This is a genomic window from Algoriphagus boseongensis (genome assembly GCF_004362805.1).
Lineage (GTDB): Bacteria > Bacteroidota > Bacteroidia > Cytophagales > Cyclobacteriaceae > Algoriphagus > Algoriphagus boseongensis.
This window is the reverse complement of the sequence record NZ_SNYF01000005.1, coordinates 21418-46438: the sequence shown is the minus strand read 5'-3', so window position 1 is coordinate 46438 and position 25021 is coordinate 21418. Positions and strand designations below refer to the sequence as shown.

General features: G+C 40.7%; 21 protein-coding genes. 13 read left to right on the top strand and 8 right to left on the bottom strand.

The genetic code is table 11. The features are described 5' to 3' along the window. The first annotated feature begins 6 nt into the window (after nt 1-6). Genes DFQ04_RS00215 through DFQ04_RS00200 form a run of 4 tightly spaced genes read left to right on the top strand, consistent with a single transcriptional unit; the run spans nt 7 to nt 5023 of the window. Nucleotides 7-1470: a class I SAM-dependent DNA methyltransferase gene (locus tag DFQ04_RS00215; RefSeq protein WP_133551510.1), complete on the top strand. Its 1464-nt coding sequence runs from the start codon at nt 7-9 to the stop codon at nt 1468-1470. Further along, nucleotides 1467-2972 carry a restriction endonuclease subunit S gene (locus DFQ04_RS00210; RefSeq protein ID WP_133551508.1) on the top strand — a complete coding sequence of 502 codons (1506 nt, stop codon included), beginning with the start codon at nt 1467-1469 and terminating at the stop codon, nt 2970-2972. Before DFQ04_RS00215 ends, DFQ04_RS00210 begins: the two co-directional genes overlap by 4 nt. Beyond that, a complete protein-coding gene (dgt, locus tag DFQ04_RS00205; protein ID WP_133551506.1) occupies nt 2959-4335 on the top strand; it encodes a dGTP triphosphohydrolase in 1377 nt (458 codons plus the stop codon). Before DFQ04_RS00210 ends, dgt begins: the two co-directional genes overlap by 14 nt. Continuing rightward, complete coding sequence (locus DFQ04_RS00200; protein WP_208110494.1) at nt 4319-5023, top strand: hypothetical protein; 705 nt, start codon at nt 4319-4321, stop codon at nt 5021-5023. The genes dgt and DFQ04_RS00200 overlap by 17 nt, the downstream gene beginning before the upstream one ends. A 42-nt stretch (nt 5024-5065) precedes the next feature. On the opposite strand, the gene DFQ04_RS00195 is transcribed toward DFQ04_RS00200, so the two are convergent. Genes DFQ04_RS00195 through DFQ04_RS00185 form a run of 3 tightly spaced genes read right to left on the bottom strand, consistent with a single transcriptional unit; the run spans nt 5066 to nt 6969 of the window. Continuing rightward, nucleotides 5066-5836 (bottom strand): hypothetical protein, encoded by a 771-nt coding sequence (locus DFQ04_RS00195; RefSeq protein WP_133551502.1) that lies wholly within the window; start codon nt 5834-5836, stop codon nt 5066-5068. Between the two features lie 9 nt (nt 5837-5845). Beyond that, on the bottom strand, nt 5846-6694 hold the full coding sequence (locus tag DFQ04_RS00190; protein ID WP_133551500.1) for a pPIWI-associating nuclease domain-containing protein: 849 nt from the start codon (nt 6692-6694) through the stop codon (nt 5846-5848). A gap of 47 nt (nt 6695-6741) precedes the next feature. Further along, nucleotides 6742-6969, bottom strand: a complete 228-nt coding sequence (locus DFQ04_RS00185; RefSeq protein ID WP_133551499.1) for a DUF2188 domain-containing protein — start codon at nt 6967-6969, stop codon at nt 6742-6744. A 239-nt stretch (nt 6970-7208) separates the two neighbouring features. Between DFQ04_RS00185 and DFQ04_RS00180 the strand changes: the two genes are divergently transcribed. From DFQ04_RS00180 to DFQ04_RS00145, 8 genes are all read left to right on the top strand, one after another. Next, a complete protein-coding gene (locus DFQ04_RS00180) occupies nt 7209-8264 on the top strand; it encodes a helix-turn-helix domain-containing protein (RefSeq protein ID WP_133551497.1) in 1056 nt (351 codons plus the stop codon). After that, nucleotides 8264-8770 (top strand): PIN domain-containing protein, encoded by a 507-nt coding sequence (locus DFQ04_RS00175; protein WP_133551495.1) that lies wholly within the window; start codon nt 8264-8266, stop codon nt 8768-8770. Before DFQ04_RS00180 ends, DFQ04_RS00175 begins: the two co-directional genes overlap by 1 nt. Before the next feature lie 374 nt (nt 8771-9144). Then, entirely contained in the window at nt 9145-9477 is a 333-nt protein-coding gene (locus tag DFQ04_RS00170; RefSeq protein WP_133551493.1) for a hypothetical protein, read from the top strand. 58 nt (nt 9478-9535) lie between these two features. Further along, nucleotides 9536-10054: a hypothetical protein gene (locus DFQ04_RS00165; RefSeq protein ID WP_133551492.1), complete on the top strand. Its 519-nt coding sequence runs from the start codon at nt 9536-9538 to the stop codon at nt 10052-10054. Nucleotides 10055-10421: 367 nt separating this feature from the next. Then, nucleotides 10422-11282 (top strand): 4-hydroxy-tetrahydrodipicolinate synthase, encoded by an 861-nt coding sequence (gene dapA, locus DFQ04_RS00160; RefSeq protein ID WP_133551490.1) that lies wholly within the window; start codon nt 10422-10424, stop codon nt 11280-11282. A 5-nt stretch (nt 11283-11287) separates the two neighbouring features. Continuing rightward, entirely contained in the window at nt 11288-12598 is a 1311-nt protein-coding gene (gene xseA, locus DFQ04_RS00155; protein WP_133551488.1) for an exodeoxyribonuclease VII large subunit, read from the top strand. Then, nucleotides 12591-12779, top strand: coding sequence for an exodeoxyribonuclease VII small subunit (gene xseB / locus DFQ04_RS00150; RefSeq protein ID WP_133551486.1), 189 nt, complete (start codon nt 12591-12593; stop codon nt 12777-12779). The genes xseA and xseB overlap by 8 nt, the downstream gene beginning before the upstream one ends. A gap of 102 nt (nt 12780-12881) precedes the next feature. Further along, nucleotides 12882-13589, top strand: coding sequence for a hypothetical protein (locus DFQ04_RS00145; protein ID WP_133551484.1), 708 nt, complete (start codon nt 12882-12884; stop codon nt 13587-13589). Nucleotides 13590-13620: 31 nt separating this feature from the next. Here DFQ04_RS00145 and DFQ04_RS00140 read toward each other — a convergent pair whose 3' ends face one another. From DFQ04_RS00140 to DFQ04_RS00120, 5 genes are all read right to left on the bottom strand, one after another. Continuing rightward, complete coding sequence (locus DFQ04_RS00140) at nt 13621-14133, bottom strand: UpxY family transcription antiterminator (protein WP_133551482.1); 513 nt, start codon at nt 14131-14133, stop codon at nt 13621-13623. Nucleotides 14134-14261: 128 nt separating this feature from the next. Further along, entirely contained in the window at nt 14262-17666 is a 3405-nt protein-coding gene (locus tag DFQ04_RS00135) for an efflux RND transporter permease subunit (protein ID WP_133551480.1), read from the bottom strand. A gap of 3 nt (nt 17667-17669) precedes the next feature. Beyond that, nucleotides 17670-18803, bottom strand: coding sequence for an efflux RND transporter periplasmic adaptor subunit (locus tag DFQ04_RS00130; RefSeq protein WP_133551478.1), 1134 nt, complete (start codon nt 18801-18803; stop codon nt 17670-17672). Between the two features lie 31 nt (nt 18804-18834). Beyond that, on the bottom strand, nt 18835-20196 hold the full coding sequence (locus DFQ04_RS00125) for a TolC family protein (RefSeq protein ID WP_133551476.1): 1362 nt from the start codon (nt 20194-20196) through the stop codon (nt 18835-18837). 12 nt (nt 20197-20208) lie between these two features. Further along, nucleotides 20209-20817, bottom strand: coding sequence for a TetR/AcrR family transcriptional regulator (locus tag DFQ04_RS00120; protein WP_133551474.1), 609 nt, complete (start codon nt 20815-20817; stop codon nt 20209-20211). 465 nt (nt 20818-21282) lie between these two features. Between DFQ04_RS00120 and purL the strand changes: the two genes are divergently transcribed. Then, a complete protein-coding gene (gene purL, locus DFQ04_RS00115) occupies nt 21283-24960 on the top strand; it encodes a phosphoribosylformylglycinamidine synthase (RefSeq protein WP_133551472.1) in 3678 nt (1225 codons plus the stop codon). Nucleotides 24961-25021 lie beyond the last annotated feature (61 nt).

The following is a 25021-nucleotide window of genomic DNA, read 5'->3' as shown; positions in this document are numbered from 1 at the left end:
CCTACTATGAGTGCGGAACAGATTGCGAAGAAGCTATGGGAACTGTGTAATGTCCTAAGAGATGATGGGGTAACCTATCACCAGTATCTGAATGAGTTGACTTATATCTTATTTTTAAGATTGTCGGAAGTCAAAAAGTTTGATCAGGATATTCCCGAGCAGTACCGATGGACCAAGCTAAAAGAAATCAAAGACAACAAAGAACTCTTTGATACCTACCGGGATTTGCTGGCCAATCTGGGTACGATGTCTACCAATGAATCCATCACGGAGATCTACACAAATGCCTCCACTACCCTACGCAAGCCTGTAAACCTGCGAACGCTGATCACCAATATCGATCAGATCGACTGGTTTGAAGACGAGGAACAGGACAAGATCGCGAGCATCTACGAGGAACTTCTGGAGAAAAACGCCGGAGAGAAAAAGAGTGGTGCCGGGCAATATTTCACGCCCCGACCGCTGATTAATGTAATGGTAGAACTTCTAGCACCCAAAGTAGGGGAGAGATGGAATGATCCTGCGGCAGGAACTTTTGGTTTTATGATCGCCGCAGATGAATACCTCAAGCGGAAAACCGATGACTATTATACCTTAAGTCAAAAGGAGCGAGATTTTCAGGTGAATGAAGCCTTTTCCGGTTGCGAGCTGGTCCAGGATGCCCATCGGTTGGCCTTGATGAATGCCAAACTGCATGGCTTGGAAAGTAGAATCGCAATGGGAGATACCCTGACCGACTTGGGAAAGAGTTTTAAAAATTTCGATGGAGTATTGGCCAATCCACCTTTTGGAACCAAACAGGGAGGGGAGCGACCCACTCGGGATGATTTTACCATCAAGACTTCCAATAAGCAGCTGAACTTCCTGATGCATATCTATCGATCGCTGAGAAAAGATACCGGTACGGCCAGGGCGGCTGTAGTACTTCCAGATAATGTGCTCTTTGAAGATGGAGATGGACAAAAGATCCGTCGGGACTTGATGGATAAATGCGATCTGCATACCATTCTTAGACTTCCTACGGGGATCTTTTATGCTGCGGGAGTGAAGACCAATGTGCTCTTCTTTACCCGAGGGAAAAAGGAAACCGAGAATACCAAGCGTGTATGGTTTTACGACATGCGGACCAATGCCCCAAGCTATGGGAAGCGAACACCTTTTATACGGGAAGCCTTTGCCGACTTTGTCAAAGCCTATACCGGAGGCATAGCACTCGATCAGGTAAAGGATGCCTATGAAGGAGAAATCAATGAGGAAAAGCGGAAAGCCGTCCAAGATCCAAGATGGCAGGTTTTCACTAGAGAGCAGATCGCAGCCAAAAACGATTCCTTGGATATTGGACTCATCGAGGATGAGAGTATTTCCAAAAATGCAGACTTGGGAGATCCCATCGATATTGCCAAAGCCGCAGCTCAGGAATTGGAAGAGATTAAAAAGGAATTGGATCAGATAATTGGGCTTTTGGGATGAAAGAGGAAAGATTACCGAAGGGGTGGAAAGAATTACCTTTAATTGATCTTCTTGAGGTTCTTGAAACAGGCTCTCGTCCTAAAGGTGGCGTTCAAGGGATTTTAAATGGGATACCTAGTTTAGGAGGAGAACACCTTGATTATAATGGAAACTTCAAGTTTGATAAGTTAAAATATATTCCTGATGAATTCGCGCAAAAAATGAAGCGAGGAAAGATTCAAGAGGATGATGTTTTGATTGTGAAGGACGGAGCCACTACGGGTAAGACATCCTATGTAAGTAATGATTTTCCTTTTGAAAATGCTTACGTAAATGAGCATGTGTTTATTTGCCGACCAACGAAGCTGAATTCAGGAAAATTCATTTCTTATTTTTTGAGAAGTAGGGAAGGGCAAATAAGGATTTTGGAAAACTTTACAGGTTCGGCACAAGGAGGAATTAACCAAAAGTTTGCAAAAAATACAATCATCCCAATTCCTCCCCTCCCCGAACAAAAGCGCATTGTATCCCGATTGGATGCGATTTTTGGGCATTTGGATGTGTTGAGGGAGAAGCTGGATCGGATTCCGGAATTACTCAAAAACTTCCGTCAGCAGGTGCTTACCCAAGCAGTGACGGGGGACTTGACGAGGGAGTGGAGAATAGACCAAAGCATTAACCAAGATTTATCATTAGAAGAGGGGCAGAAAATTATTAACCTTAAAAAAGAAATCTATAAAAATGAATCGGCTAATTTCTTAGATAAATTAGACGATTCTACAAAAATAGATACTTCGGGTGATCTGTTTTCGGAAGATTGGATTAGTGTAAATCCAAGTTTCATATCTGCACCCGAACGATATTCGATTGGCATAGGTCCGTTCGGCAGCAATTTAAAAGTAAGTGACTACACAACAGAAGGGCATCCATTAATCTTTGTAAGGAATGTTATTGCCAATAACTTTAAGGACTTAGATCCTAAATTTGTAAGTAAGGCAAAGTTTGTTGAATTAATCCCTCACTCTGTTAAGTCTGGAGACTTATTGATTACAAAAATGGGTACCCCTCCGGGAGACTGCGAAATTTATCCGGAAAACTCAAAAGACGGAATAATCACAAGTGATGTCCTAAAGGTACGTGTCTGGAAAGAATACTTTGTTCCAAAGTTTTACAAGTTTGCAATATCCTCTAAGCTAGTTAAAGAACAAATTGAAGGAATTACTAAGGGAGTTGCGCATCAAAAAATAAGTCTCAAAAGATTCAAAGAAATACAACTCCCATTTCCAACAAAAAACGAGCAGCAAGAAATCGTGAAAAGAGTCGATGCCCTTTTTGGTATCGCTGAAAAAATCGAATTCCAATATCAAAGCCTAAAAGCAAAGATTGATCAAATGCCACAGGCAGTATTGGCAAAGGCATTTCGTGGGGAGTTGGTTGGGCAGGAAGGGAAGGAGTATGTGAGGGAGGTTGGCGAGGTGCTGATGGCGGCTGAATCTAACTCTATCAATAATGAAAACTCATAATTATTTAAATATGAATGAATTAAAAGAAAAATGGGATAAGTTTTTGTCTCCCGACCGTATAAAGAAATCTAAAAGAACAGTTGGACTTGATCCAAGAAATGAGTTTGAAAGTGATACAGGAAGAATCACATTTAGTCCTGCTATCAGAAGAATGCATGATAAGACTCAAGTTTTTCCATTAACTACAGACGACAACATACATTCAAGACTTACGCATTCTTTGGAGGTTTCGGAAATCGGCTTTTCGCTAGGACTTAGGCTATGCACAAATACAGACTTTCTTGAAAAGATTGGAAAAACCGAATATGAAGCATTCCGCTCAATCCCTGTTATTTTAAGGAATTCTTGTCTTGTACACGATATTGGGAATCCACCTTTTGGACATTTTGGAGAAAGAGTTATCGCAACATTCTTCAAAAATTTATTTAAAGACAAAAAATGGGAAAGTGAATTAAATGAAGAGGAAAGGAAAGATTTCATCCATTTTGACGGAAATTCTCAAGGGTTAAGAGTTTTGACCAAATTGCAAACTCTTAATGAAAAAGCAGGATTAAATCTGACCTTTGGAACTTTAGGGGCGTTTTTAAAATATCCCAATTTTGGGGATCCAGATGAAAGTAAAATATCAACGAGTAAGAGAGGTGTATTCCAATCTGAAATCGATTATTTTAAGAGAATAGCAGAAAATTGTGGGCTAGAAAAAGATGGTATTTATTTCAGACACCCCTTATCCTTCATAATGGAGGCCGCTGATACAATTTGCTACAGAATTATGGATGTAGAGGATGGATTCAATAAAGATTGGTTCAGTTACCCGAAAATTAAAGAATATCTGGAGGATGTTCCGGGCTTAGAAATGTTATTAGAGTCAATTGATGAAATTGATGGTGAAGGAGCAGAAATAACTAAAATGGTCCGTCTTAGAATTGGGGTTATAGCAAATCTCGTTGAAGCTTCTTTGAAGGAATTTTTAGATAACTTGGATAGTATTAGCAATGGTGATTATCACAAAGAATTACTCTCAGATAATTTGTTATCTATTAAACTTAAAGCAATTTGTGATGAATTAATATTTCCTAAGAGGGAAATTTTACAATTAGAAGTTACAGGCCATTCAGCAATTTCAGGACTCCTCAATCATTACATTGATTTTGTTTTTAATAAAGATAAGCATTATAGAAAAAGAGCTAAAGGAATGATTTCTGGCGGAGTAATAAGGTCCATGAAGATTGACACTTCAATTGATGACTTTGATAAATTTTCGACTTATTCCAAAATGCAGATAATAGTTGATTTTATTTCAGGAATGACCGATCAGTTTGCCTTGGATCAATATCAAAGAATCAGTGGTCAGAAAATATAGGAAAATATCCGAAGAGGTAGACTCTAAGGCTTTTAAGTTCTATCGTTATCTTGAGGATGCTTTAGAGGGTGAAGCTTTTGATTTTATCAAAAGCCTCACTCTTGAAACTAATGTTTATTTGTTTAGCGGCATAATAAGAAACTATTTTCTTCATAATTATCTCATTAGGGATGTCGATTTAGTTGTAGGAAACTCTGTGGATCTTTCTAAGATTCTAAAGGAAAATACATATAGTGTTAATTCTTTTGGGGGATATAAATTTAACCTTGGTGCTAAAAAGTTTGATTTATGGCTTGTTGAAAATACTTGGGCTTTAAATATAGAGAAGAGAATTGAATGGAAACTATTTTCATACTTACCTAAAAGTGTTTTTTTTAATTTTTCATCAATTATCTATTCAATAAACGATAAAAAGTTTTATTACACAGAAGATTTTCTTAAATTCTTGAAAACCAGAGAGATTGATTATGTTTTTAGAGAGAATTTGAAAAAGGATTTGTGTATTGTAAATTCAATTTACTATTCCGAAAAATATAATTTAAAAATATCACCAAGGCTTTATAGACTAATCAACACATGGCAAAAAAAATATAAATTTGATTTAGAAGAAACCCAAATTAAACATTTTGAAAAAGTTCTTTACAGTAAAAAATACATAGAAACCAAACTTGAAATGGGGAATAATTGACCATCTGTCAAGCATAATAAAATAGAAATACAGAATTAAATTCTAATCTTTTAAAGCGCACATAAAAATTAAGAAAGAAATTTCAGAAAATGAATATATTTCCCTGTAACCCTCCAAGACACTAACACCTCCATCTAACCCTAAATCTCTGGCACTTTTTTTAAATTCCTTCATCTCTCGTTCCATTAAACCAATAGATAAAAAGCTGTTAATGGTTCTTTTCTTTAAATTTTGTAAACCGTCTGAATTATAGTAATGTAATCCAATATATTGGAATACATATGTTTCTAGCCAATCGGTATTTCTTTCTGTGACTAATTCATTTTTTCTTTCATTGATTGCTTGGTAAAATACATTTTTGAGTAAAATCAAGTCACCAGGCATAGAATTTTGAATAGCAAAAACGGATAATTCAAATTGATGCATTGAAATTTTATTTCTTGCTAATCCAATAGCCATTTTTCCAATCCAAATAGCTTTTTGTTTGTCTTGAAGAGATTCTAGGTAAAAGAGTATTTTTTCTGTAAAATCCTCATACTCTTCCTCTGTTTGAAGACGATATGAAAATTCCATTCTCTCTTCCCAATTAAGAGAATCAAAGTTTTCAAAAAAGTGGGCAATCATTTTTAGTATCCTATATTCCCTAATGGCAATTATACCATCTGAGATGGAAGAAACCATATCAAATATTGGAACTGAGGTAATAGAATCCATCGCTTTCCCAAGCAAGGTCCAACCCTCGGAAATTATTTTCCTTGAATCTGTGGTCAATTCTTTTGATTTAAGGCTTTCGGATAGATACCAATTATTCATGTTAAAAAACTAATTATATGCAATATTGTACAAATACTTTATCGAATCCTCCACCCTAGTCTTCAATTTCAGAAGCTGATCATAGGAATATCTTCCGGCGGAGCCATGGGTCCCATTATTGAAGTCTCGGAACAGAATCATGATATCCTCAATGTTGGATTCAGTGAAATCTGCTAAGGCTTCTCGCTGATTTTGGTGAAGGAGGTATTCAATTTTAGATCTTCTAGAAGGTTTTCCATTCTCAGTAAATTTTACCGACGGATAATTAACCCTAACCTCTTCATCCGGTGCTCTCATTTCAATTAGCTGAATGATCACTTCCCTAGAACTAGTGCAAAAATGTCGTGCAGCATCCGGATTATGAGGATTAAGTGAGAATATGGCTCCCTTCCATCGATTATCAAGATCCTCAGATATTCCCTTTAACTCATAGGAGATAGTTGAGGTGATCACAGGTCCAATAAATTGACTTGACTCTGCTGGGGCTTGAAGGGAATTTGAAAGCTCAGCACTATTGGCGGCTTCTCTTTCTGCCAAGTCAATCCAATCCCCATAACTGTCATTCAAATACCCTGACTCATAGCGATTATCCAATTGCTGGTAACTTTGATAGAGTCTGATCGAAGAGGAGCTGGTAACTGAGTACCGCATTGATGCCTGTGAATTCAACCTTGCTATGGCTGAATTCAATCTTTGCCGATTTGCTTTCACTCTGGCATTGTGTTGCCTTACAGCTTGGTTGTATTTATTGATGGCTTGATCAACTTTCCTATTGTACTCTCGGACTTGCTGGTTATATCGATTGATTGACTGGTTTAGCTGACTCCTGAACTGAGCAGCGTTGAATTTTTTGGCCATTTTAATTTCAGTTAGTGGTTGTTTAAAAAGAATTAAAGAAGGGGCTTTTACCCCTTCGGTGGAAATGGATCATTTCCAAATGAATCCCGTTCCCGAATCTGTCCATTCCTTCCATGGATCAATAATTCGGATTGTTGATTCTGAGCGATTTCTCGGGCTATCTGAATAGCCTCCCGTTGGGTCTCGGTAACTCTGGTTACTTTTCCATTACCTTCACCTCTTACCCCCCAACCGCCCGGGTGAGGTACTACATGTTGATTTTTGCCTTTTGACATGATATAATTGTTTTATGGTAGTTGACAATAATTAAATAAACATCAAAGTTTGTCAATTGAGTTCCAAACTTGATAAATTTCGTGAAAGCAGATATTTCAAGGCCATTTTGTCAGAATTACAGGTATTTACTGACAATACCATCTATCATACTTAAGTGACAGTTAACATATTTTTACTTTAATATGTAAATTATGGCAGTACATTTGTCAACGTAAACTGACACACAAAAACCCAAATCATGAACTACTTTGCCGAACGCCTCAAATCAGCCCGTCTGATGAATGGACTTTCCCTTCAGGGCTTGGCTGACAAAATCAACAATCGGATCACCAAGCAGTCCCTAAGTAAGTACGAGTTGGGACAGGTCGTTCCCGACAGTGAAATGATAGGAATCTTATCCGAGGCTTTGGGAGTACGACCAGATTATTTTTTCTCCGATCAAGTCTTGGAGTTTGGAACTATCGAATTCCGCAAGCTGGAAAGCTATCCTGCTAAGGAACGAACCCGAATCGTGGAAATCGCCAAAGACGAATTGGGGAGGTATCTGGAATTGGAACAGATTCTGGGTATTGAGACTCGGTTTGAGAATCCGGTAAGCAATATTTCTATTCATTCTTTTTTGGACATTGAGAAAGCAGCCCTCAAGCTACGAGAACATTGGGGTTTGGGCACTGGTGCGCTTTCCAATGTCATCGAACTTTTGGAGGACCATCATGTAAAGGTTTTGGAAATAGAATCCACTGAGGAATTTGATGGCTTTTGTACTTGGGTAAATGGAAAAAATATTCCTCTGATCGTCCTCAACAAGGCAAAGCTGAATGATGCCCCTGACCGAAAGCGATTTACCGCCTTGCACGAGTTGGCGCATTTGATCTTGGAGGTGAATCACCTTCCTGAAAACCAAAAGGAGAAATTCTGCCATGCTTTTGCCACTGCGATGCTGATTCCCGAAGAACGACTTCGGATCGAGTTGGGAGGCAAGCGCACCAAGCTTTCTTTCCATGAATTGGCCGCAATTAAGCAGCAGTATGGAATTTCCATGCAGGCCTTGGTTTATCGTGCAAAGAATCTCGGCTTGATCTCAGACAACTACTTTAGACAGTTTTATGCGATGTTTAATCAATTGGGCTATCGGAAAAATGAACCTGTAGCCTATGAAGGGTCAGAGCATTCCAACCGCTTTTCACAATTGCTTTTCAGGGCATTGGCAGAGGACTTCATCTCTATGAGTAAAGCAGCGTCGCTTAAGAATCAGAAACTGGCGGAATTTAGAAAGGAAAATATGGTGATCTGATGCGAGTAGCGGTTACGGATGCTTGTATTTTTATAGACCTGATCGAGCTGGAAATGATCACTTCGTTTTTCCAGTTAGATCTTGAACTCCATACATCCGTAGCCGTAATCAATGAACTCTATCCAGAACAAAAGCAAATTCTGGAAGCCTACAAATCCGTTGGCAAACTGCATATACATAATCTCCAGGAGGATGATTTTCTGGAAATGAAACAGATTGCTTTTCCCCGAGGACTTTCACAGGAAGACCGTTCTGTAATCTATTTGGCAAAGAAACTTGGCGGCGCGATCGTCATCAGCAGTGATAAGCTGGTGCGTGACTTTGCAGGGAAACTGAACCTCCCCTATCATGGGATTTTCTGGATATTGGATCAACTGGTCTCGGAGGGATTGATTGAAAAATCTAAAGCCATTCAAATCCTATCCGAGATGCCTAAAATCAATTCCATGTATCAAGCAGCAGGATTGAAAAGAGAGATTGAGAAAAGGTTGGCACTTTGGAATTGATTTCTTCTAAAAGAATCTACAAATTAGAACCAAGAAACCATTCTTGTTTTTTTAATAATACTTCCTAAACCCCAAATCGATTCACTTTTTCATAGGGTCGAATTCCTTCCTGCTAATTAAATTGTTTCTGATTGATCCTCTGGACGGAAAAATTAATTCCAAAAGCTCTAAAAGTTCATAATTATATGAGGGGAAATTCGTCCACGTTCATAGCGTTTCCTCGTCAATTCTCCGAAATTTCTGAAAACTTTAATTTGGTGGTCTTTTTATCAAAAACACCTTCCTGGCAGATTTTGTAAACAATATCCCCCTTTTAAAAAAATTAACACACCAAACTTGACTTCTTCCTCGTTTTTCTTCGTAAATACGTGGTAATGAAACGACAAGTAACATCGGTTTTACTTTTGACCAACTGGATACTTGGCCTGTTTTTGATTTTCCTTGCGCCTTCTCAGGCCAATGCAGAACAGGAAAATCTTCAAAAAACCTCTATTTCATCGAGCATTCCTCATTTCGAGGAGTCTATCCAACTCCCTGAAGTTCCAGATTTTGAACTTGACCTTAAAATCCTTGTTGGAGCCAATACCAATTGGATCGAATTAAATCCAACAGCAGAAATACTTCCAGACTTCCATCAATCGGAGTATGGATCCACTCCACTTTTTGATGTAAAAACTACCTTTTTCTACTTTTTCCACACTTGGTAATTGAGTCGATTTAATCCCGCTATTAAATCATTTAACAACTCAATTCATCTTAAAAATCATGGAAACAATCACTTCCGAGGTGCTTATTGCATCATTGGGATTGCTACTTATAAGCTTTCCCTACCTATTACATATTTACCAGTCCACTAAAAAAGAACAAGCTGTCTGTCCAAGTTTTCAGGAATTTGTGGAAACCCAAAACCTTCACCTGGACAAAATTCAGAGCTGGAGAAATCACTATACCTTGGGAATTGACCAGGAGAAAAATATTCTGGTGTATTGCCGTCATGGACATTTCCCTGCCCAAACTCTAGTTCGTCTTGATGAAGTAGATCATATCAGTTTGGATACCCATTTTAGGGAAATAAAACATCACAGAGAACGCCAGCAAAAATTGGAATACCTGGATTTGGTGCTTCATTTCAAGGATAGTTCAAAAGCTTCCAAAAGCCTTCCAATCTACGATGAGACCGAAGTCAACCATTTGGCTGATGAATACTCTATCGCGAGAAAATGGGCCAGCTACATCAAGCAGAGGATTCAACCTAATCAGGTTCCAAGCTTAAAATGGGCCTAAGAAAATCCTTTTAGGCAGCTTTTATTTCCTTAAAAAAGCATTTGGGGTTTGTTCTTTGGGCAAACCCCATTTTTTTGAAAAAGAAATCCTATCATTCTTTATTTTAGGATTATCCGCTTTGCTACCAGGTACTAAATGAGAATAGATATGAAGTCTGATTTGAGGTGCTGTGGACTGTCGTCTGTGGTCAGTCGACGAATATCCGCAATCTATAGAACCAATGACCTGCCTAGTTTTAAGATTGCGGATATTCATATTTTATTTTAGCTAAAAACAGAGTTTAAATCGATTAAACCCCATTTTTTACGTAAACGGGACTCAAAAACCATCCAAGGATGTATCTTTGCAGCCCTAAGCTAATTTTCCCATGAACGCATTCAAAGGCACCGGAGTAGCACTGGTTACTCCCTTTCATGACGATCAATCCATAGACTTTCAAAGTCTGAAAAACTTGATCGATCATGTGATTTCTGGAGGGGTAGACTATTTGGTGGTTTTAGGAACTACCGGAGAGGCTGCCACATTGACTTCGGAAGAAAAGAAACAGGTGCTAAAAGCATGTTTAGAATACAATGCAGGTAGAGTTCCTTTGGTTTTAGGAATCGGTGGAAACAATACCCAAGCGGTCATTCAGGAAATTCAGAACACCGACTTTTACGGAGTCGCAGCCATCCTTTCTGTAAGTCCATATTACAACAAGCCAAGTCAGGATGGAATCGTAGCACATTACACTGCAATTGCTGACGTTTCGCCCGCTCCGGTGATTCTCTATAATATTCCGGGCAGAACAATGTCCAACATGACAGCTGCAACTACCTTGAAACTTTCCCATCATCCCAATATTGTGGGAATGAAAGAAGCGAGTGGAAACATGGAACAATGCATGCAAATCGCTGCTGGAATGCCGAAAGATTTTCTTTTGATCTCGGGAGACGACTTACTGACCAAGGCCATGATGAGCATTGGTGGAGCAGGAATTATTTCTGTTTTGGCAAATGCACTTCCAGAGACCTTCAAAGAAATCACTCAAGGAGATCAGGCCACTTCCCTGGGAGCCACTTTCTCACTTCTTCCCCTTAATTCACTGATGTATCAGGAAGGAAATCCTGTTGGAATCAAAAACCTTCTTTTCCACATGGGTATCATCAAAAGTGATCAGGTGAGACTTCCCATGCTACGGGCTAGCCTTGAGCTTAGCAACCAAATCAAAGCAGCTTACCAAAAGTAAATTGAATGAATCCCATTTCCGTTTCCCAACTGACCGAGCAAATCCGAGTGGTACTCGAGACCGAATTGGAGCCGGTTTATTGGGTGGTGGGCGAATTGGCAGATTTTAGACAAGTGCCTCAAGGGCATGTTTATTTTGAGTTGGTTGAAAAAGAGGGGAATCAGGTTTTGGCAAAAATTCGGGCCAATCTCTGGCAATTCACATATAGATCAGTTTCTTCAAAATTTGAGTCCGTTACCGGAACTAGCCTGAAAAACGGGATGAAGGTTTTGGCCCAGGTGGCAGTAAATTACCATCCTGTCTATGGGCTGAGCATTAATGTAAAAGATATTGACCCCTCCTATTCTTTGGGTGAGCGGGCCAGGATTAGACAGGAAACCATCGACCGATTGACCCAGGAGGGTTTAATCCGGTTGAATGGACGATTTGAACTCCCAAAAGTCATTCAAAAAATCGCAGTGATTTCCAGCGCAACTGCTGCTGGTTATGGGGATTTTGTGAATCAATTGGAAAACAATTCCTACGGCTATAAAATTTACCACAAGCTTTTTCCCTCCCTGATGCAAGGCAATGAGGCGGTGAACAGCCTCATCTCAGCTTTAGAAAAAGTAGAAAAGGAGCAAGAGCTTCTAAATCTTGATGCGGTGATTCTGATCCGGGGCGGAGGAGCACAATTGGATTTGGATTGCTTTGATGATTACCGCTTGGCAGCCAAGATGGCTAATTTCCCGCTTCCGATTTTTACTGGAATCGGTCATGAACGGGATGAAACTGTAGCTGATTTGGTCGCACATACCCGATTAAAAACTCCTACAGCGGTGGCGGAATTCTTACTTTCTGGATTTAGGGAATTTGAGGAAACCATTGGACTTACTTTACAGAGACTCGATCGGGCTACCCGCTCCAAATTGAAGGAAGAAGGGAATAAAATTCATCAATATGCGCTGAAAGCAAGGTTTCTTGGGGGAAATAGAATTTCCATGGAAAAGGAAAAAGCCAAAACCCTGGCCAATCGAATTATTTCTTCCTCCAGGAATTTGATCAAAATGGAGGATATAGCTTTGGATAATTTCGAAAAGGGATTGAAAAAAGCAGCCCATACTTTTTTAAAGAAACAAGAGGAAAAGATATCCAATCAAGAATCTCTTATACGACAACTCAATCCACAGACTATTTTGGAAAGAGGCTATACTCGAACAGAACTTGAAGGAAAGCCAATCCATCTTGCAAAGGTGAAGGTTGGGGATGCGATCCAAACTATTTCCAAATACCAAAAGCTGACTAGTACCGTTACAGAAATAAAAGAAAATGAGTGAAATGAGCTATACCCAAGCCATGCAAAGGCTGGAATTGATATTATCCCAACTCGAAGAGGGCAATAAATCTGTTGATGAACTTTCTGACCTTGTGAAGGAAGCTTCTGAGTTGGTTAAATTCTGTAGAACCAAATTAAGAAGCACTGAGGAGGAAATCCAAAAGGCTTTCGACGGGGAATAAATTCGAAAAACAAAAAGAGTTAAAACCCAAAGGAGAACTTCTTGGCATGTTTGTTGGGAATGCGGTAAATACTCTTGCTGCACGTTATCAGTAGATTACCATATGAAAACTAGTAAACCACTTTTATTATCCATTCTTTTCTCTGCGCTTTTGGGAAATGCCTTTTCTCAGAGTTTTTACAGGGAAAGAATATCCAGAGACAATATCTTAACCGTTGGTGTAGGACCTTCTTTTGCCTATCTGGATAATGGTGGACAATACAGAGCCATGAATTTTGCAATCAAACCTGCCTTTTCATTGGCGCTTACTAAAAAGATGAGCCCTATGGTCGAGTTAAGAGCAACTACCGGAGTTCAATGGATCAGCAGCGGAGGAAATCCGAGTACTACTATCCGTGATAGATGGTTTTTTGAAAATGCATCCTTTACAGCCAAAGGACCTGCTTATTATTTCGATTTGATTCCGAGCTTTTATCTAGTTCCATTTTCTAACCACATGCACCGCTCCAAAGTGAATCTTTACGGAGGCGCTGGATTGGGTGTAATGCATGTGGTCACTCAACAAACGAAATCTTTCAACCCTGAGGAAAATCCTACCAAGCAGAACATTACTACTGGATATGTTCCAGTCAGAGCTGGACTTAGCCTGAGAGTTGGACCGTATTCAGATATCGCGGGGGAAGGCACGATGCTTTGGACCTTTACTGATAATCTAGATGGAAATGTAGGTTTCAATCGATTTGGAGATCATTTATTCCAGGCACAGATCGTATTTAGGAGATATTTTATTCCTAAGTCATATGGAGAATAAAAAAGCAAAATCCCGCAAGAGCGGGATTTTTTTATGCCTTATGTGTTTCTATTACTTGAAGGAATTTCCTTTCAATGGTTATCAGCATGTTTTGGTAAATTCCAGGAATTCGGATTAAAAAATAGTCCTTATTTCCTCGCTCGATTACTTCTCCGGTCATATTCTGAAGTGGACCACCCATGACTTGGACTTTTTCTCCGGGCTCAATATCAGATCCATCTGTTTCCACAGCTACACCGGTGGTAATGACCCTCTTGATAATTTCCAATTCTTCCTCCCGAATTGTGGCATGCTGCCCAGAAAAATGAACAAATTTTACAGCTCCGGGTACCTGAAGACATTCCCAAAGTTGGTTTCGATTGGTCTTGACGAAAACATACCCATTGAATAAGGCCCGCTGTACTTTTTTCTTTCGGTCCGACCACTGTCTAAGCTCCTCTACTATAGGCAAGTACACTTCCCAACCTCTTTCTCTCAGTCTGTCAGCTACTTTTTTCTCAGCCCTGGAGGTGGTGTACATGACGTACCATTTCATTTCCTGCATCTCTTCAAGTTCTTTTTTGGGAGCACGAATTTACAAAATGCAGGCTGGAATATCTCCTTAAAAAATTAAAAACCCCCGGGACAGTGTCCCGGAGGTTTTGTCAAAAAAAACCACCAACCTTAAATCAATCATGCTTTGATCTTTCGAATTCTCATTGCGAGCTTATCTGCCAACAAATACATGACTGGTACGATCACTAACGTAATGAGTGTAGCAAAGGTTAACCCAAAAATCACGGTCCAAGCCATAGGTCCCCAGAATGCTGCATTATCTCCTCCAACATAGAATTGAGGATCAAATTCACTCAAAAGCGTACTGAAATTTATGTTCATCCCGATAGCCAAAGGAATCAATCCAAGTACCGTAGTAATGGCTGTCAGCAACACTGGACGAAGACGGGTTTTTCCTGACTCGATAATACTTCCAAGAAGTTCTTCATACTCCAAGTATTGACCTTTCACCAAGCCTTTTTCTTCCCGCTTTCTTGCCCTAACCAAATCGGTGTAGTCAATTAATACGATGGCATTGTTTACTACTACCCCGGCAAGGGAAATGATCCCAATACCTGTCATGATCACTACGAAATCCATATTGAAAATCACCAGACCCAGGAATACTCCAATGGTACTGAAGAGTACGGAAGTCATGATGATAAATGGACTGATTACTGAGTTAAACTGAGCTACGATGATCAAGAAGATCAAGGAAACAGCAATTGCTAAGGCTCTTAAGAGAAAGGCCATTGACTTTGCCTGTTCTTCTTGTTCACCGGTAAACTTTACCGTAATTCCGTCAGGAACTTCATAGCTAGCCATCAAGCTTTGAATTTGTGAATTGACTTCAGTTGGATTATATCCTTCCAAAACATTGGAGTAAACGGTGATCGCTTTCTCCAAATCTTTTCTTTTCACCGATCCATAAGTAGAGCTGTACTGAATATTGGCAACTGCCGAAATTGGAACTTCCCGCTTGGTACCGAATTTATCTCTGAAACCGATTTTCTTATTCACCAAGGTATTGATGTCATATCGGTAGTTTTCATCCAATCTCAATTGGATAGGATAATCCTCTTCTCCCTCTTTGAATTTGGAAACTTCCAATCCAAAAAGTGAGGTTCTCAATTCGCTGGCAATTGTAGATGTGGACAGTCCAAATCTTCTGGCAGTTTCTCTATCAACCTGAACAATCAATTCTGGGTTACCGGTAGAAAGGTCAGTTTTCAATTCCTCCAATCCAGGAATATTATTGGATTCCAAGTATTCTTTTGCATCATTGACATAAGCAATCAATTCCTCATAATTCTCCCCTACGAATTCAATATTAACCGCTTTGCCTACTGGAGGACCATTTCTTTGCTTATCTACAGTAATCAACACCCCAGGATATTTTTGCACCAAATCTCGGATAGCATCCATCGCCTCGTTGGTATTGATTCCCTGACGGTCAATGTAGTCCACGAACCCAATGGTGATTTTCGCTTTATGCGGAGTGGCTTGCTGACTTGGACCTTCGGTTGGATCTCCGGTTCCTTCTCCCACCTGTGTGATTACAGATTCCAAAATTCCACCGAATGGCTCCAAAACACCCATCATTTCATCCTCCATGGTATCCACAAATGCATTGGTCGCTTCGATATCGGTTCCAATAGGGAATTCTACAAACACATTAATGAGTTGGGGTTGGTTGTCCGGAAAGAACAAAACCTTAGGTGAACGTATTCCCAATAAAACCAAAGAAAGGATCAACAAACCAAAGGTTCCTGACAACACAATCACTGGCATTTTTCCATGCAAAACTTTGTATAAAGTAGCCTCATAAAAATTTTCCAACTTGACCAAGAAAACAGTCTGGAACCAACGAATGGCGTCCCTAAGCAAAAACACATTAAACAAAGTCAAGACACTAGCTACCAAGGAAAGGGAGCCCATTGCTGTAAAGCCTACTAGGTAAAATATGGTAGCCAAAATCAAGAAAATTCCCGATACGATTATTGGCTTTTGCTTCGGCTTATTTTTGGTAGCATCATCCACCTTCATAAATAAGGAAGTCATTACCGGGTTGATTACCAAGGCAACAAACAATGAAGAGGACAATACGATAATCAGCGTGATCGGCAAATACTTCATAAACTCACCCACTAAATCATCCCAAAATGCCAATGGCAAAAAGGCCGCAAGTGTGGTAGCCGTAGAAGTAATAATTGGCCAAGCCACTTCCCCGACCCCTTCTTTTGCAGCAGCTTGAATAGGCTTGCCTTCCTGCATGAGTCGGTAAATATTCTCCACGACAACAATCCCGTTATCCACCAACATCCCCAAGGCAAGGATGAGGGAGAAAAGCACCATCAAATTGAGGGTAATCCCAAAGGAATTTAGGATCAGGAAAGAAATAAACATGGATAATGGAATCGCAGAACCTACGAAGAGTGCATTTCTGAAACCCATGAAAAACATCAATACCAATACCACCAGGATAATCCCGAAGATGATGGAGTTTTCCAAGTCGCTTACTTGAAGACGAGTCTGCTTGCTCTGATCATTGGAGATCGTGATTTCCAAATCTTTTGGAAATCTATTCTTCTGGGTGGCTTCAATAATATCCTTGATTTTATCCGCTGCATCCAGAAGGTTTTCTCCACTTCGCTTGGTAACATTGATGGTTACCACCGGAAGGTTTTTACTTCTGGCGTAGGAAGTTCTGTCTTTAAACGTATCCTTAATTTCTGCTACATCCCTTAGATAAACGATTTTCTGCTGATCTGTCTTGACGATAATGTCCAAAAGCTGGCTTGGCTCAGTGAATTCCCCATCCACTCGGACAGTTCTTTCAAAATCACCCGCTTTGATTGCACCACCGGACATGGTCATATTTTCAGCCTGAATAGCTCCAGAAATATCTCCAAAGCTCACTCCAGTAGCCTCCATTTTATAAGGATCCACATTGATCTGGATTTCTCTTTCTACAGTTCCAGCCAAATCAGCCTTCGAAATCTCAGGAAGTTTTTCAATGGCATCCTCTAGGTATTCCCCATATTTCTTCAGCTCCTGCTCAGAATACGGACCTGAGATATTGACATTCATGATCGGAAAGTCAGAAGTATTGACTTCCACTACATTGGGATCCTGATCCAAATCAGAGGGTAATTCACCTTTTGACTTGTCTACTGCATCTTTTACATCCTGAATAGCTTTCGAGATTTCAATTCCTGGATTAAACTCTACCACAATAGATGAAAAATCCTGTACTGAAGTAGATCGGATATCCTTAACGTTATTCAAGGATTTCAGCTCTTTCTCGATAGGACGTGTGATCAGATTTTCCATATCCACTGGCGAGTTGCCTGGGTATGGAGTACCGATGTAAACTGTAGGAATTACGATTTCCGGAAAACTCTCCTTAGGCATGGTACGGTAAGCACCCAAGCCAAGGACGGTAATGATCAAGGTCAAAATTACCACCGAGGTAGCATTGTCCACACTGAAGCTGGACAAGCCAAATTCCCTGATAATACTTTGTTTTTTTATTTCTGACATGACTTAAAGCTGAGCAATGTTTACACTGAAATTGTCACCTACTTCACGGAAACCTTTGTCTACCAAGGTTTCATTTCCTTGAAGACCTTCTTTGACTTCGGTTTCGTCACCAAAGCTCATTCCTCGCTTAATGTATTTTTTCTTGGACAATCCCTCTTCTACAATAAAGACATAGTCACCTCTGTTATCGGAAAGAATTAAGTGGGAAGGAATGATCACCGAATCAGGGCTTTTGTAATCCTGAATTTTCAAAACCGAAATCATGTTAGGCTTTAATGATTCCATGTTTGGCAGGAATACCTCCACCTTGAACGTCCTGTTGTTTGGATTGATGATAGCGCCAACAGCTGAAACTTTGGTTTGAATGGATTTGCCAACTGATGGGAAAGAAACTTCCACTGAATCACCTTTGGACAATACTCCGACATAGCTTTCAGAAATATCTGCTTCGATAAACAAGTCGCTTTCTCCTACAAATTGGAACATCGGAGATCCAGGCTGAACCAATTCTCCGATTCTAACTTGTACAGTTTCTACAGTTCCATTGAAAGGTGCACGAACAAAAGCCCTATCCAATTGAGTCTTTAGCGAAGCTAAATTTTTCTCCAAACCCTCTTTTCTATTTTTAGCCTCCAGATACTGAATTTCAGTTCCGATTTTTTGGCTCCAAAGTCTCTCCTGCTTTTCGAAGATGGTCTTTGCCAAGGCAAGAGAATTTTCTAATTCCTCAATATTTCTTTGAATCACTTCGGAATCAATTCTGGCTAAAATCTGACCCTTAGCTACTCTCATTCCTTCGACTGCAGGAACTTCAAGAATACGACCAGCTGTCTCAGCACTGATGCTGACATTCTTCTTCGAAAGCACAGAACCAGTCACCTCGACGAAGTGCGTGAACTCTCCTTTTCTGGCAGCAGCGGTAGTAATAAGGATGGACTTTTTATTTTGTTGAGCAAACTCCGGATCAAGCTCCATAAGCTCTTTTTCCAAGTCTCTGATTTCGGTGCTTACTTTAGCCAACTCGCTTTTCAAAGATTCCAGCTTGGCTTTTTTAGCAGTTACATCATCCTCTTTTGCACAGGAAAATGTCAAGATTGACAAGGCAAGTAGAGGTAAAAATTTAATAGCAGCTTTCATATAAATTCTTTTTTGAATGGGGGTTGTTGGTTTAGTTATTCAAATCAGCCTTCAAAAGGCCAAGGGCTTTTTCGAGATTTACTTTGGATACCAAGCCGTCATAAAGTGCTCCGAGATAATTGATCTCAGCCTCTATAAGAGCAGCATCGGCATCCACTACTTCAAGGTTTGATCCCACTCCTTCTTTGTATTTGATGGTAGCGATATCAAAAACTTCCTGAGCGAGCTTTAGATTTTCCTGCTGTACTTGAAGAATATTCAGATCGTTCTGAAGATTGGCTTTGGCTGTGAAGATTTCATTTTTGAAACTCTGAGTAAGAAAGTTTCTTTGGTTTTCCAACTGTACAATCTCCACACGGTTTCTTTGGATTCTTGCACTCTTGCTAAACCCGTCGAAAATTGGAATCTGCATACTTACACCCAATAAGGAACTGCTGAACCAATTGGACGAATTGAACAACGTATTGATTTCTTGTCCTGCCCCAGATCTTCTGTAGTTTGCATTGAAATCAATGGAAGGCATGTATTGAACTGTGTTATTCTTCAGGTCAAGGGTGGTGAGCTCAATCTGGGTATTGATTTGATTAAGTTCGACTCTTTCCATTCCTTCCTGACTCAACAAACTTAAAAGCTCTTCTCTTGGATTCAACTCAGCCAGAGTTTCATAGATCACAATATCATATTCCAATGGCATCCCCATTTGGAGCTTGAGTAGTTCTTTGCTGATTTCAAAGGCGGTTCTACTTCGTTGATACTGCGTGTAGGTATTGTTCCGTTGAACTTGTATCCGTGAAACTTCAATTCGCTCAGCAAATCCAGCATCATTTAATGCTTGGGTTTCTTTTAAAAGTGTGTCGATTCGAGAAAGATTAGATTCAGCCAAGCGGATTCTTTCCTGGTTTACCAAAACTCCAAAATAGGCCTTCTTGACACTTTCGACCACGTCGTTTTCAGCCTTATTCAGATCATAATTGGTCAGTTCCATCAAGGTCTTTGCTGCTCGCAAACCCACAAAGAAAGAACCATCAAAAATCATCTGGGATAGATTCACTCCCAATCCAGAAGAGTAACTCACACCAAATCTTGCCGGAATTACGTCACTTGGATTATTCGGGTCACCAAAAGGTGGCTGGTTAGGAAGGAATACTACCGGGATTTTTGGATTGTAATCCAAGTTATAAGATCCTGTAACCTGCGGTAAACCAGGAGCAGTATATTCCTTCTGGGTTGCTTCGGATACCATCAACTCCAGTCGGGCATTTTTAGCCTCTGGGTTATTTTCCAATGCGTATTCCAAGGCTCCAAGTAGGGTTAATTCCACTTGTTGCTGAGCTATGGTTGGAGCTATGGATCCAATCAAAAATAAGAATAGGGTTAGGGTAAATTTATTCATAGCGGGTTAGTTTCAGATAATACTGGCTTTCTTTGAGTTAAATGATTCTCTACCTTTTTCGGTAAAAATTCCATGAAGAAAATGGTCCATCAGGACCATTTGTTCTTCCACGAAATTGAATTCTGGGTTAATAAAATTGCTAGGATCAAACATGGAAGTGATCTGGTTGACTCGGACTTTAGCCATAATTCTGGAATCAATTTCTGAACGGAAATAGCCCAGTTCTTTCCCTCGGTCTAAAACTCTGATCAGGTCCTCCTGAATGAAATTGGTTTTGAATTCTTCGAAAATTCTCCAGGCCTCCGGGAAATACTTCTGCACCTCCACGATTACCATGGGATTGATGGAAGACAATCTCTCCCGCATCATTTGGGACATTTTCACCAAATGCTCAATCACCATATCCTCGCCCTCCAAAAGGGCAACCATCTTCTGACGGTCTTCATCAAGAATCTTGGAAAATACCTCTTTCACCAAATCCTTCTTGTCTTCAAACTCCTGGTAAATCGTCTTCTTGGAAATCCCAACTGCCCGGGCCAATTCTTCCATTGTCACTGATCGAACCCCAAAACGGGAGAACTGATCCTTAGCGACTTCTAAAATTTTCTCTCTGGTCTCCAAATCTTATTTTTTTGAACTCGGGGACAAAACTATAGAAACTTTGAGTTGGTTCAAAGTTTCCAAAGTTTTTTACAGATATTTTATTTTACATCAGAAACAAAAAATGACTGTAAATGAAATTTTATTTTGATTATTTTCATTTATAATATTAAAAATGATTTACTGATAATTTTTTCCAAATAGAAAATGGAAGATTTATACTTGGATAAAATATACTTCTTCACCAAGCATCTCTTCGAAAAGTTTAATTTTTTATGGAATTGACAATAAAAGCTCACCTTACTATACCTCCAAAATCAGTGATTTTGAAAAGCAGGCTTTTGAAAAATAAAGTTTCTAGCTATTCTGAAAGGTCTAACCACATTCATTTCACTGCTTTTCGGGATAAAAATCCAATCTTTCAATTTTCCAGCTTTCCAAACTAGGCTTCAATTCCTTACCTTTGCGACTTACCAGCCCAAGGACATGATTTTCTTCTTTGAATCCCCTCAGAAACTCATCTACGGAGTTCAAGTTCCTCACCCACTAAGCACTGAAGATCTCGAAAAACTCATCTGGCTTTTTGGCGGCGCCAAATTGATCCCGGGAGAAAAGTTGGACGGAAAATACTCCGGACCACGAAAAGAAATGATCACACCATGGTCAACCAACGCAGTGGAAATCACTGTAAACATGGGAATACAAGGCATTCAGAGAATCGAGGAGTTTTTCCCGATGAATGAAGGAGATCACATTGACCCCATGCTGCAAAAAGCATACGCAGGTCTGGATCAGGAAATCTACGATATCCATCTCCAACCAGAGCCAATTAAGGCCATCACGGATATTGGAGCATACAACAAATCAGAGGGCTTGGCGCTGAGCCAAGAGGAAGTCGATTATCTGGAAAATGTGTCCAAACAATTGGGAAGACCTTTGACAGATTCTGAAGTTTTTGGATTTTCTCAAGTAAACTCAGAGCACTGCCGACATAAAATCTTCAACGGCTCCTTTGTAATTGACGGTGAAGAAAAGCCGATGACACTTTTCCAACTGATCAAGGAAACCTCCAAAAAACACCCGAACAGAATTGCTTCAGCTTACAAGGATAATGTGGCCTTTATTCAAGGTCCAAAAATCCAGCAATTCGCGCCTAAAACTCAACATCAGGCGGACTTTTTTGAAACCAGAGACATCGACTCTGTTATTTCCCTAAAAGCAGAAACCCACAACTTCCCAACTACAGTTGAACCATTCAATGGAGCAGCAACAGGTTCGGGAGGAGAAATCCGTGACCGTTTGGCAGGTGGTACTGCTTCAATTCCTTTGGCTGGAACGGCCGTTTACATGACTTCCTATTCCAGATCGGAAAAAGGAAGAAGCTGGGAGAAAAATCTAGCTGAGAGACCTTGGCTTTATCAAACTCCAATGGACATCCTGATCAAAGCTTCCAACGGAGCTTCTGATTTCGGAAATAAATTTGGCCAACCACTTATCGCTGGTTCCTTGCTCACTTTTGAGCATGAGGAAGGCGGAAAGCAATATGGCTTTGATAAAGTGATCATGTTGGCTGGTGGTGTTGGTTTTACCAATGCGAACTACACCAAGAAGGGTGAACCTGGAACTGGTGACCAAATCGTCATCATGGGCGGGGACAACTACCGAATCGGGATGGGCGGCTCTGCTGTCTCTTCTCTGAACACCGGTGAACTTTCCAATGCCATCGAGCTGAATGCGGTGCAGCGCTCCAATCCGGAAATGCAAAAGCGGGTTTCCAACGTGATCCGTGCCATGGCAGAAAGCGAAAACAATCCGATCATTTCCATTCATGACCATGGGGCAGGTGGACATTTGAACTGTCTTTCTGAATTGGTGGAAAGCACTGGTGGAACTATCCACATCGACCAACTTCCTGTGGGTGATCCTACCCTTTCTTCCAAAGAAATCATCGGCAACGAGTCCCAGGAAAGAATGGGCTTAGTAGTCGGTAAAAAAGATATAGCTACGCTTCAGCAGCTCTCAGCTCGTGAACGTGCACCTTTCTATGTGGTGGGTGAGACGACTGGGGACATGCATTTCAAGTTTGAAAACCAGAAGACGGGTGAAAAGCCAGTAGACTGGGATTTGGCCTATATGTTTGGCTCCTCTCCAAAAACAATATTGGAAGACCAAAGCGGTTTGGCTCCGAAGTTTAGCGAGCCTGAATTCGAGACCAGCAAGCTTCAAGAATACATTCAGGAGGTTTTGCAATTGGAGGCAGTGGCTTGTAAGGACTGGTTGACCAATAAGGTGGACCGTTCCGTAACAGGACGCGTGGCAACTCAACAGACCGTAGGAGAAATCCAACTTCCTTTGAATGATGTAGGCGTAATGGCCTTGGACTTTACGGGAGAAAAAGGAATCGCCACTTCCATCGGACATGCTCCAGTTGCAGCTTTGGCCAATCCTGAGGCGGGTTCCAGATTGGCTATTGCTGAGGCCTTGACCAATTTGGTTTTTGCTCCAATTACAGATGGCTTGAAGGGGGTTTCTCTTTCTGCAAACTGGATGTGGCCAGCCAAAAACACAGGAGAAAATGACCGCTTGTATCGTGCAGTAAAAGCCTGTTCAGACTTTGCCATTGAATTGGGAGTAAATATCCCAACCGGAAAGGATTCTCTTTCCATGACCCAAAAGTATCCTGACGGAAAAGTGGTTTACTCACCAGGAACGGTGATTATTTCCACCGTTGGGGAATGCTCCGATGTCAAAAAGACTGTCAAGGCAGCTCTTCTTCCTCAGGCTGGGACTAAAATTTTGTACATCGATTTATCCAAAGACGAAGCTAAACTTGCCGGCTCTTCTTTGTATCAGCTTTTGAATAAAGTTGGCGAGGAAACTCCAACTGTTTCCGATTCAGAATACTTCGTCAAGGCCTTTGAAACCATCCAGGAACTGATCCGAGGTGGCTGGATTCTTTCCGGACACGACATTTCTTCAGGCGGGATGATTACTGCCCTTTTGGAAATGTGCTTCCCTAATCAATCCGTGGGATTGAAAGTAAAGGAAAGCAGACTGGCTGAAGGCAATGTGGTCAAAGCTCTTTTCGCAGAAAATCCGGGAATTCTGATTCAGGTTGCAGATGATCACTCTACAGAGGAGTTGCTAACCGAATCTGAGATCGACTTCGTGGAAATCGCCGAAGTGACTTTGGATGGAAAGATCGTTCTGGAAAGTCTGACTTTGGACATTGCTCCATTAAGAGACCTGTGGTTTAAGTCTTCCTATTTATTAGACCGAAAGCAAAGCGGGGAAAAACTAGCCAAAGACCGCTTTGAAAATTATAAAAACCAGGTTCTTCGCTACGAGTTTGCTCCAAATTGGACCGGTAGCTTTGAAAAACTGGGAATTGATCCTTTTAGAAAAACCAAAGGCAAAGCAAAGGCTGCCATCATCCGAGAAAAAGGAGTGAATGGAGACCGTGAAATGGCCTATTCGCTTTGGTTGGCTGGATTTGAAGTGAAGGACGTTCACATGACTGACCTAATCTCCGGTAGAGAAGACCTCAGCGATGTGCAAATGATTGTATTCGTGGGTGGATTCTCCAACTCAGACGTTTTGGGTTCTGCCAAAGGCTGGGCAGGCGCTTTCTTGTACAACCCGAAAGCCAAGCAGGCTTTGGACAACTTCTACGCTAGACCTGATACCCTTTCTTTGGGTGTATGTAACGGTTGCCAGCTGATGATCGAGTTAGGTTTGGTGACTCCAGATCACGATCAAAAACCAAAAATGCTGCATAACGCCAGTCATAAATTTGAGTCTTGCTTTGTAAACGTGACCGTTCCTCAAAACAACTCCGTCATGCTGGGCAGCCTAAGTGGTCAACGTTTGGGCGTATGGGTAGCACACGGAGAAGGTAAATTCCAACTTCCAAAAGGAGATACGGCTTACCACTTCGCCATGAAGTATACCTATGCCGCTTATCCTGGTAATCCAAATGGATCTGATTTCTCCACTGCGGGAATCGCTTCAGCTGATGGAAGACATCTGGCCATCATGCCGCATATCGAGCGAAGCTTGAAACCTTGGAACTGGGCTCATTACCCTAGCGAAAGAAACGACGACTTCACTCCTTGGATGGAGGCTTTTGTCAATGCTAGAGTTTGGGTTGAGGGCCATCACTAAACTTCGACATTCATGATTCAGTGTTCAATATTCAGTCTTGGTCGATTGAAAGATTGAAAGA

What these genes read in the sequence shown, in the direction of transcription:
- DFQ04_RS00130 (WP_133551478.1), bottom strand. Translation starts at nt 18,803, where the DNA reads ATGAAAGCTGCTATTAAATTTTTACCTCTACTTGCCTTGTCAATCTTG.
- DFQ04_RS00215 (WP_133551510.1), top strand. Translation starts at nt 7, where the DNA reads ATGAGTGCGGAACAGATTGCGAAGAAGCTATGGGAACTGTGTAATGTC.
- DFQ04_RS00180 (WP_133551497.1), top strand. Translation starts at nt 7,209, where the DNA reads ATGAACTACTTTGCCGAACGCCTCAAATCAGCCCGTCTGATGAATGGA.
- DFQ04_RS00140 (WP_133551482.1), bottom strand. Translation starts at nt 14,133, where the DNA reads ATGCAGGAAATGAAATGGTACGTCATGTACACCACCTCCAGGGCTGAG.
- DFQ04_RS00145 (WP_133551484.1), top strand. Translation starts at nt 12,882, where the DNA reads ATGAAAACTAGTAAACCACTTTTATTATCCATTCTTTTCTCTGCGCTT.
- DFQ04_RS00185 (WP_133551499.1), bottom strand. Translation starts at nt 6,969, where the DNA reads ATGTCAAAAGGCAAAAATCAACATGTAGTACCTCACCCGGGCGGTTGG.
- DFQ04_RS00190 (WP_133551500.1), bottom strand. Translation starts at nt 6,694, where the DNA reads ATGGCCAAAAAATTCAACGCTGCTCAGTTCAGGAGTCAGCTAAACCAG.
- dgt (WP_133551506.1), top strand. Translation starts at nt 2,959, where the DNA reads ATGAAAACTCATAATTATTTAAATATGAATGAATTAAAAGAAAAATGG.
- DFQ04_RS00210 (WP_133551508.1), top strand. Translation starts at nt 1,467, where the DNA reads ATGAAAGAGGAAAGATTACCGAAGGGGTGGAAAGAATTACCTTTAATT.
- purL (WP_133551472.1), top strand. Translation starts at nt 21,283, where the DNA reads ATGATTTTCTTCTTTGAATCCCCTCAGAAACTCATCTACGGAGTTCAA.
- DFQ04_RS00175 (WP_133551495.1), top strand. Translation starts at nt 8,264, where the DNA reads ATGCGAGTAGCGGTTACGGATGCTTGTATTTTTATAGACCTGATCGAG.
- DFQ04_RS00135 (WP_133551480.1), bottom strand. Translation starts at nt 17,666, where the DNA reads ATGTCAGAAATAAAAAAACAAAGTATTATCAGGGAATTTGGCTTGTCC.
- xseB (WP_133551486.1), top strand. Translation starts at nt 12,591, where the DNA reads ATGAGTGAAATGAGCTATACCCAAGCCATGCAAAGGCTGGAATTGATA.
- DFQ04_RS00165 (WP_133551492.1), top strand. Translation starts at nt 9,536, where the DNA reads ATGGAAACAATCACTTCCGAGGTGCTTATTGCATCATTGGGATTGCTA.
- DFQ04_RS00125 (WP_133551476.1), bottom strand. Translation starts at nt 20,196, where the DNA reads ATGAATAAATTTACCCTAACCCTATTCTTATTTTTGATTGGATCCATA.
- DFQ04_RS00170 (WP_133551493.1), top strand. Translation starts at nt 9,145, where the DNA reads ATGAAACGACAAGTAACATCGGTTTTACTTTTGACCAACTGGATACTT.
- dapA (WP_133551490.1), top strand. Translation starts at nt 10,422, where the DNA reads ATGAACGCATTCAAAGGCACCGGAGTAGCACTGGTTACTCCCTTTCAT.
- DFQ04_RS00195 (WP_133551502.1), bottom strand. Translation starts at nt 5,836, where the DNA reads ATGAATAATTGGTATCTATCCGAAAGCCTTAAATCAAAAGAATTGACC.
- xseA (WP_133551488.1), top strand. Translation starts at nt 11,288, where the DNA reads ATGAATCCCATTTCCGTTTCCCAACTGACCGAGCAAATCCGAGTGGTA.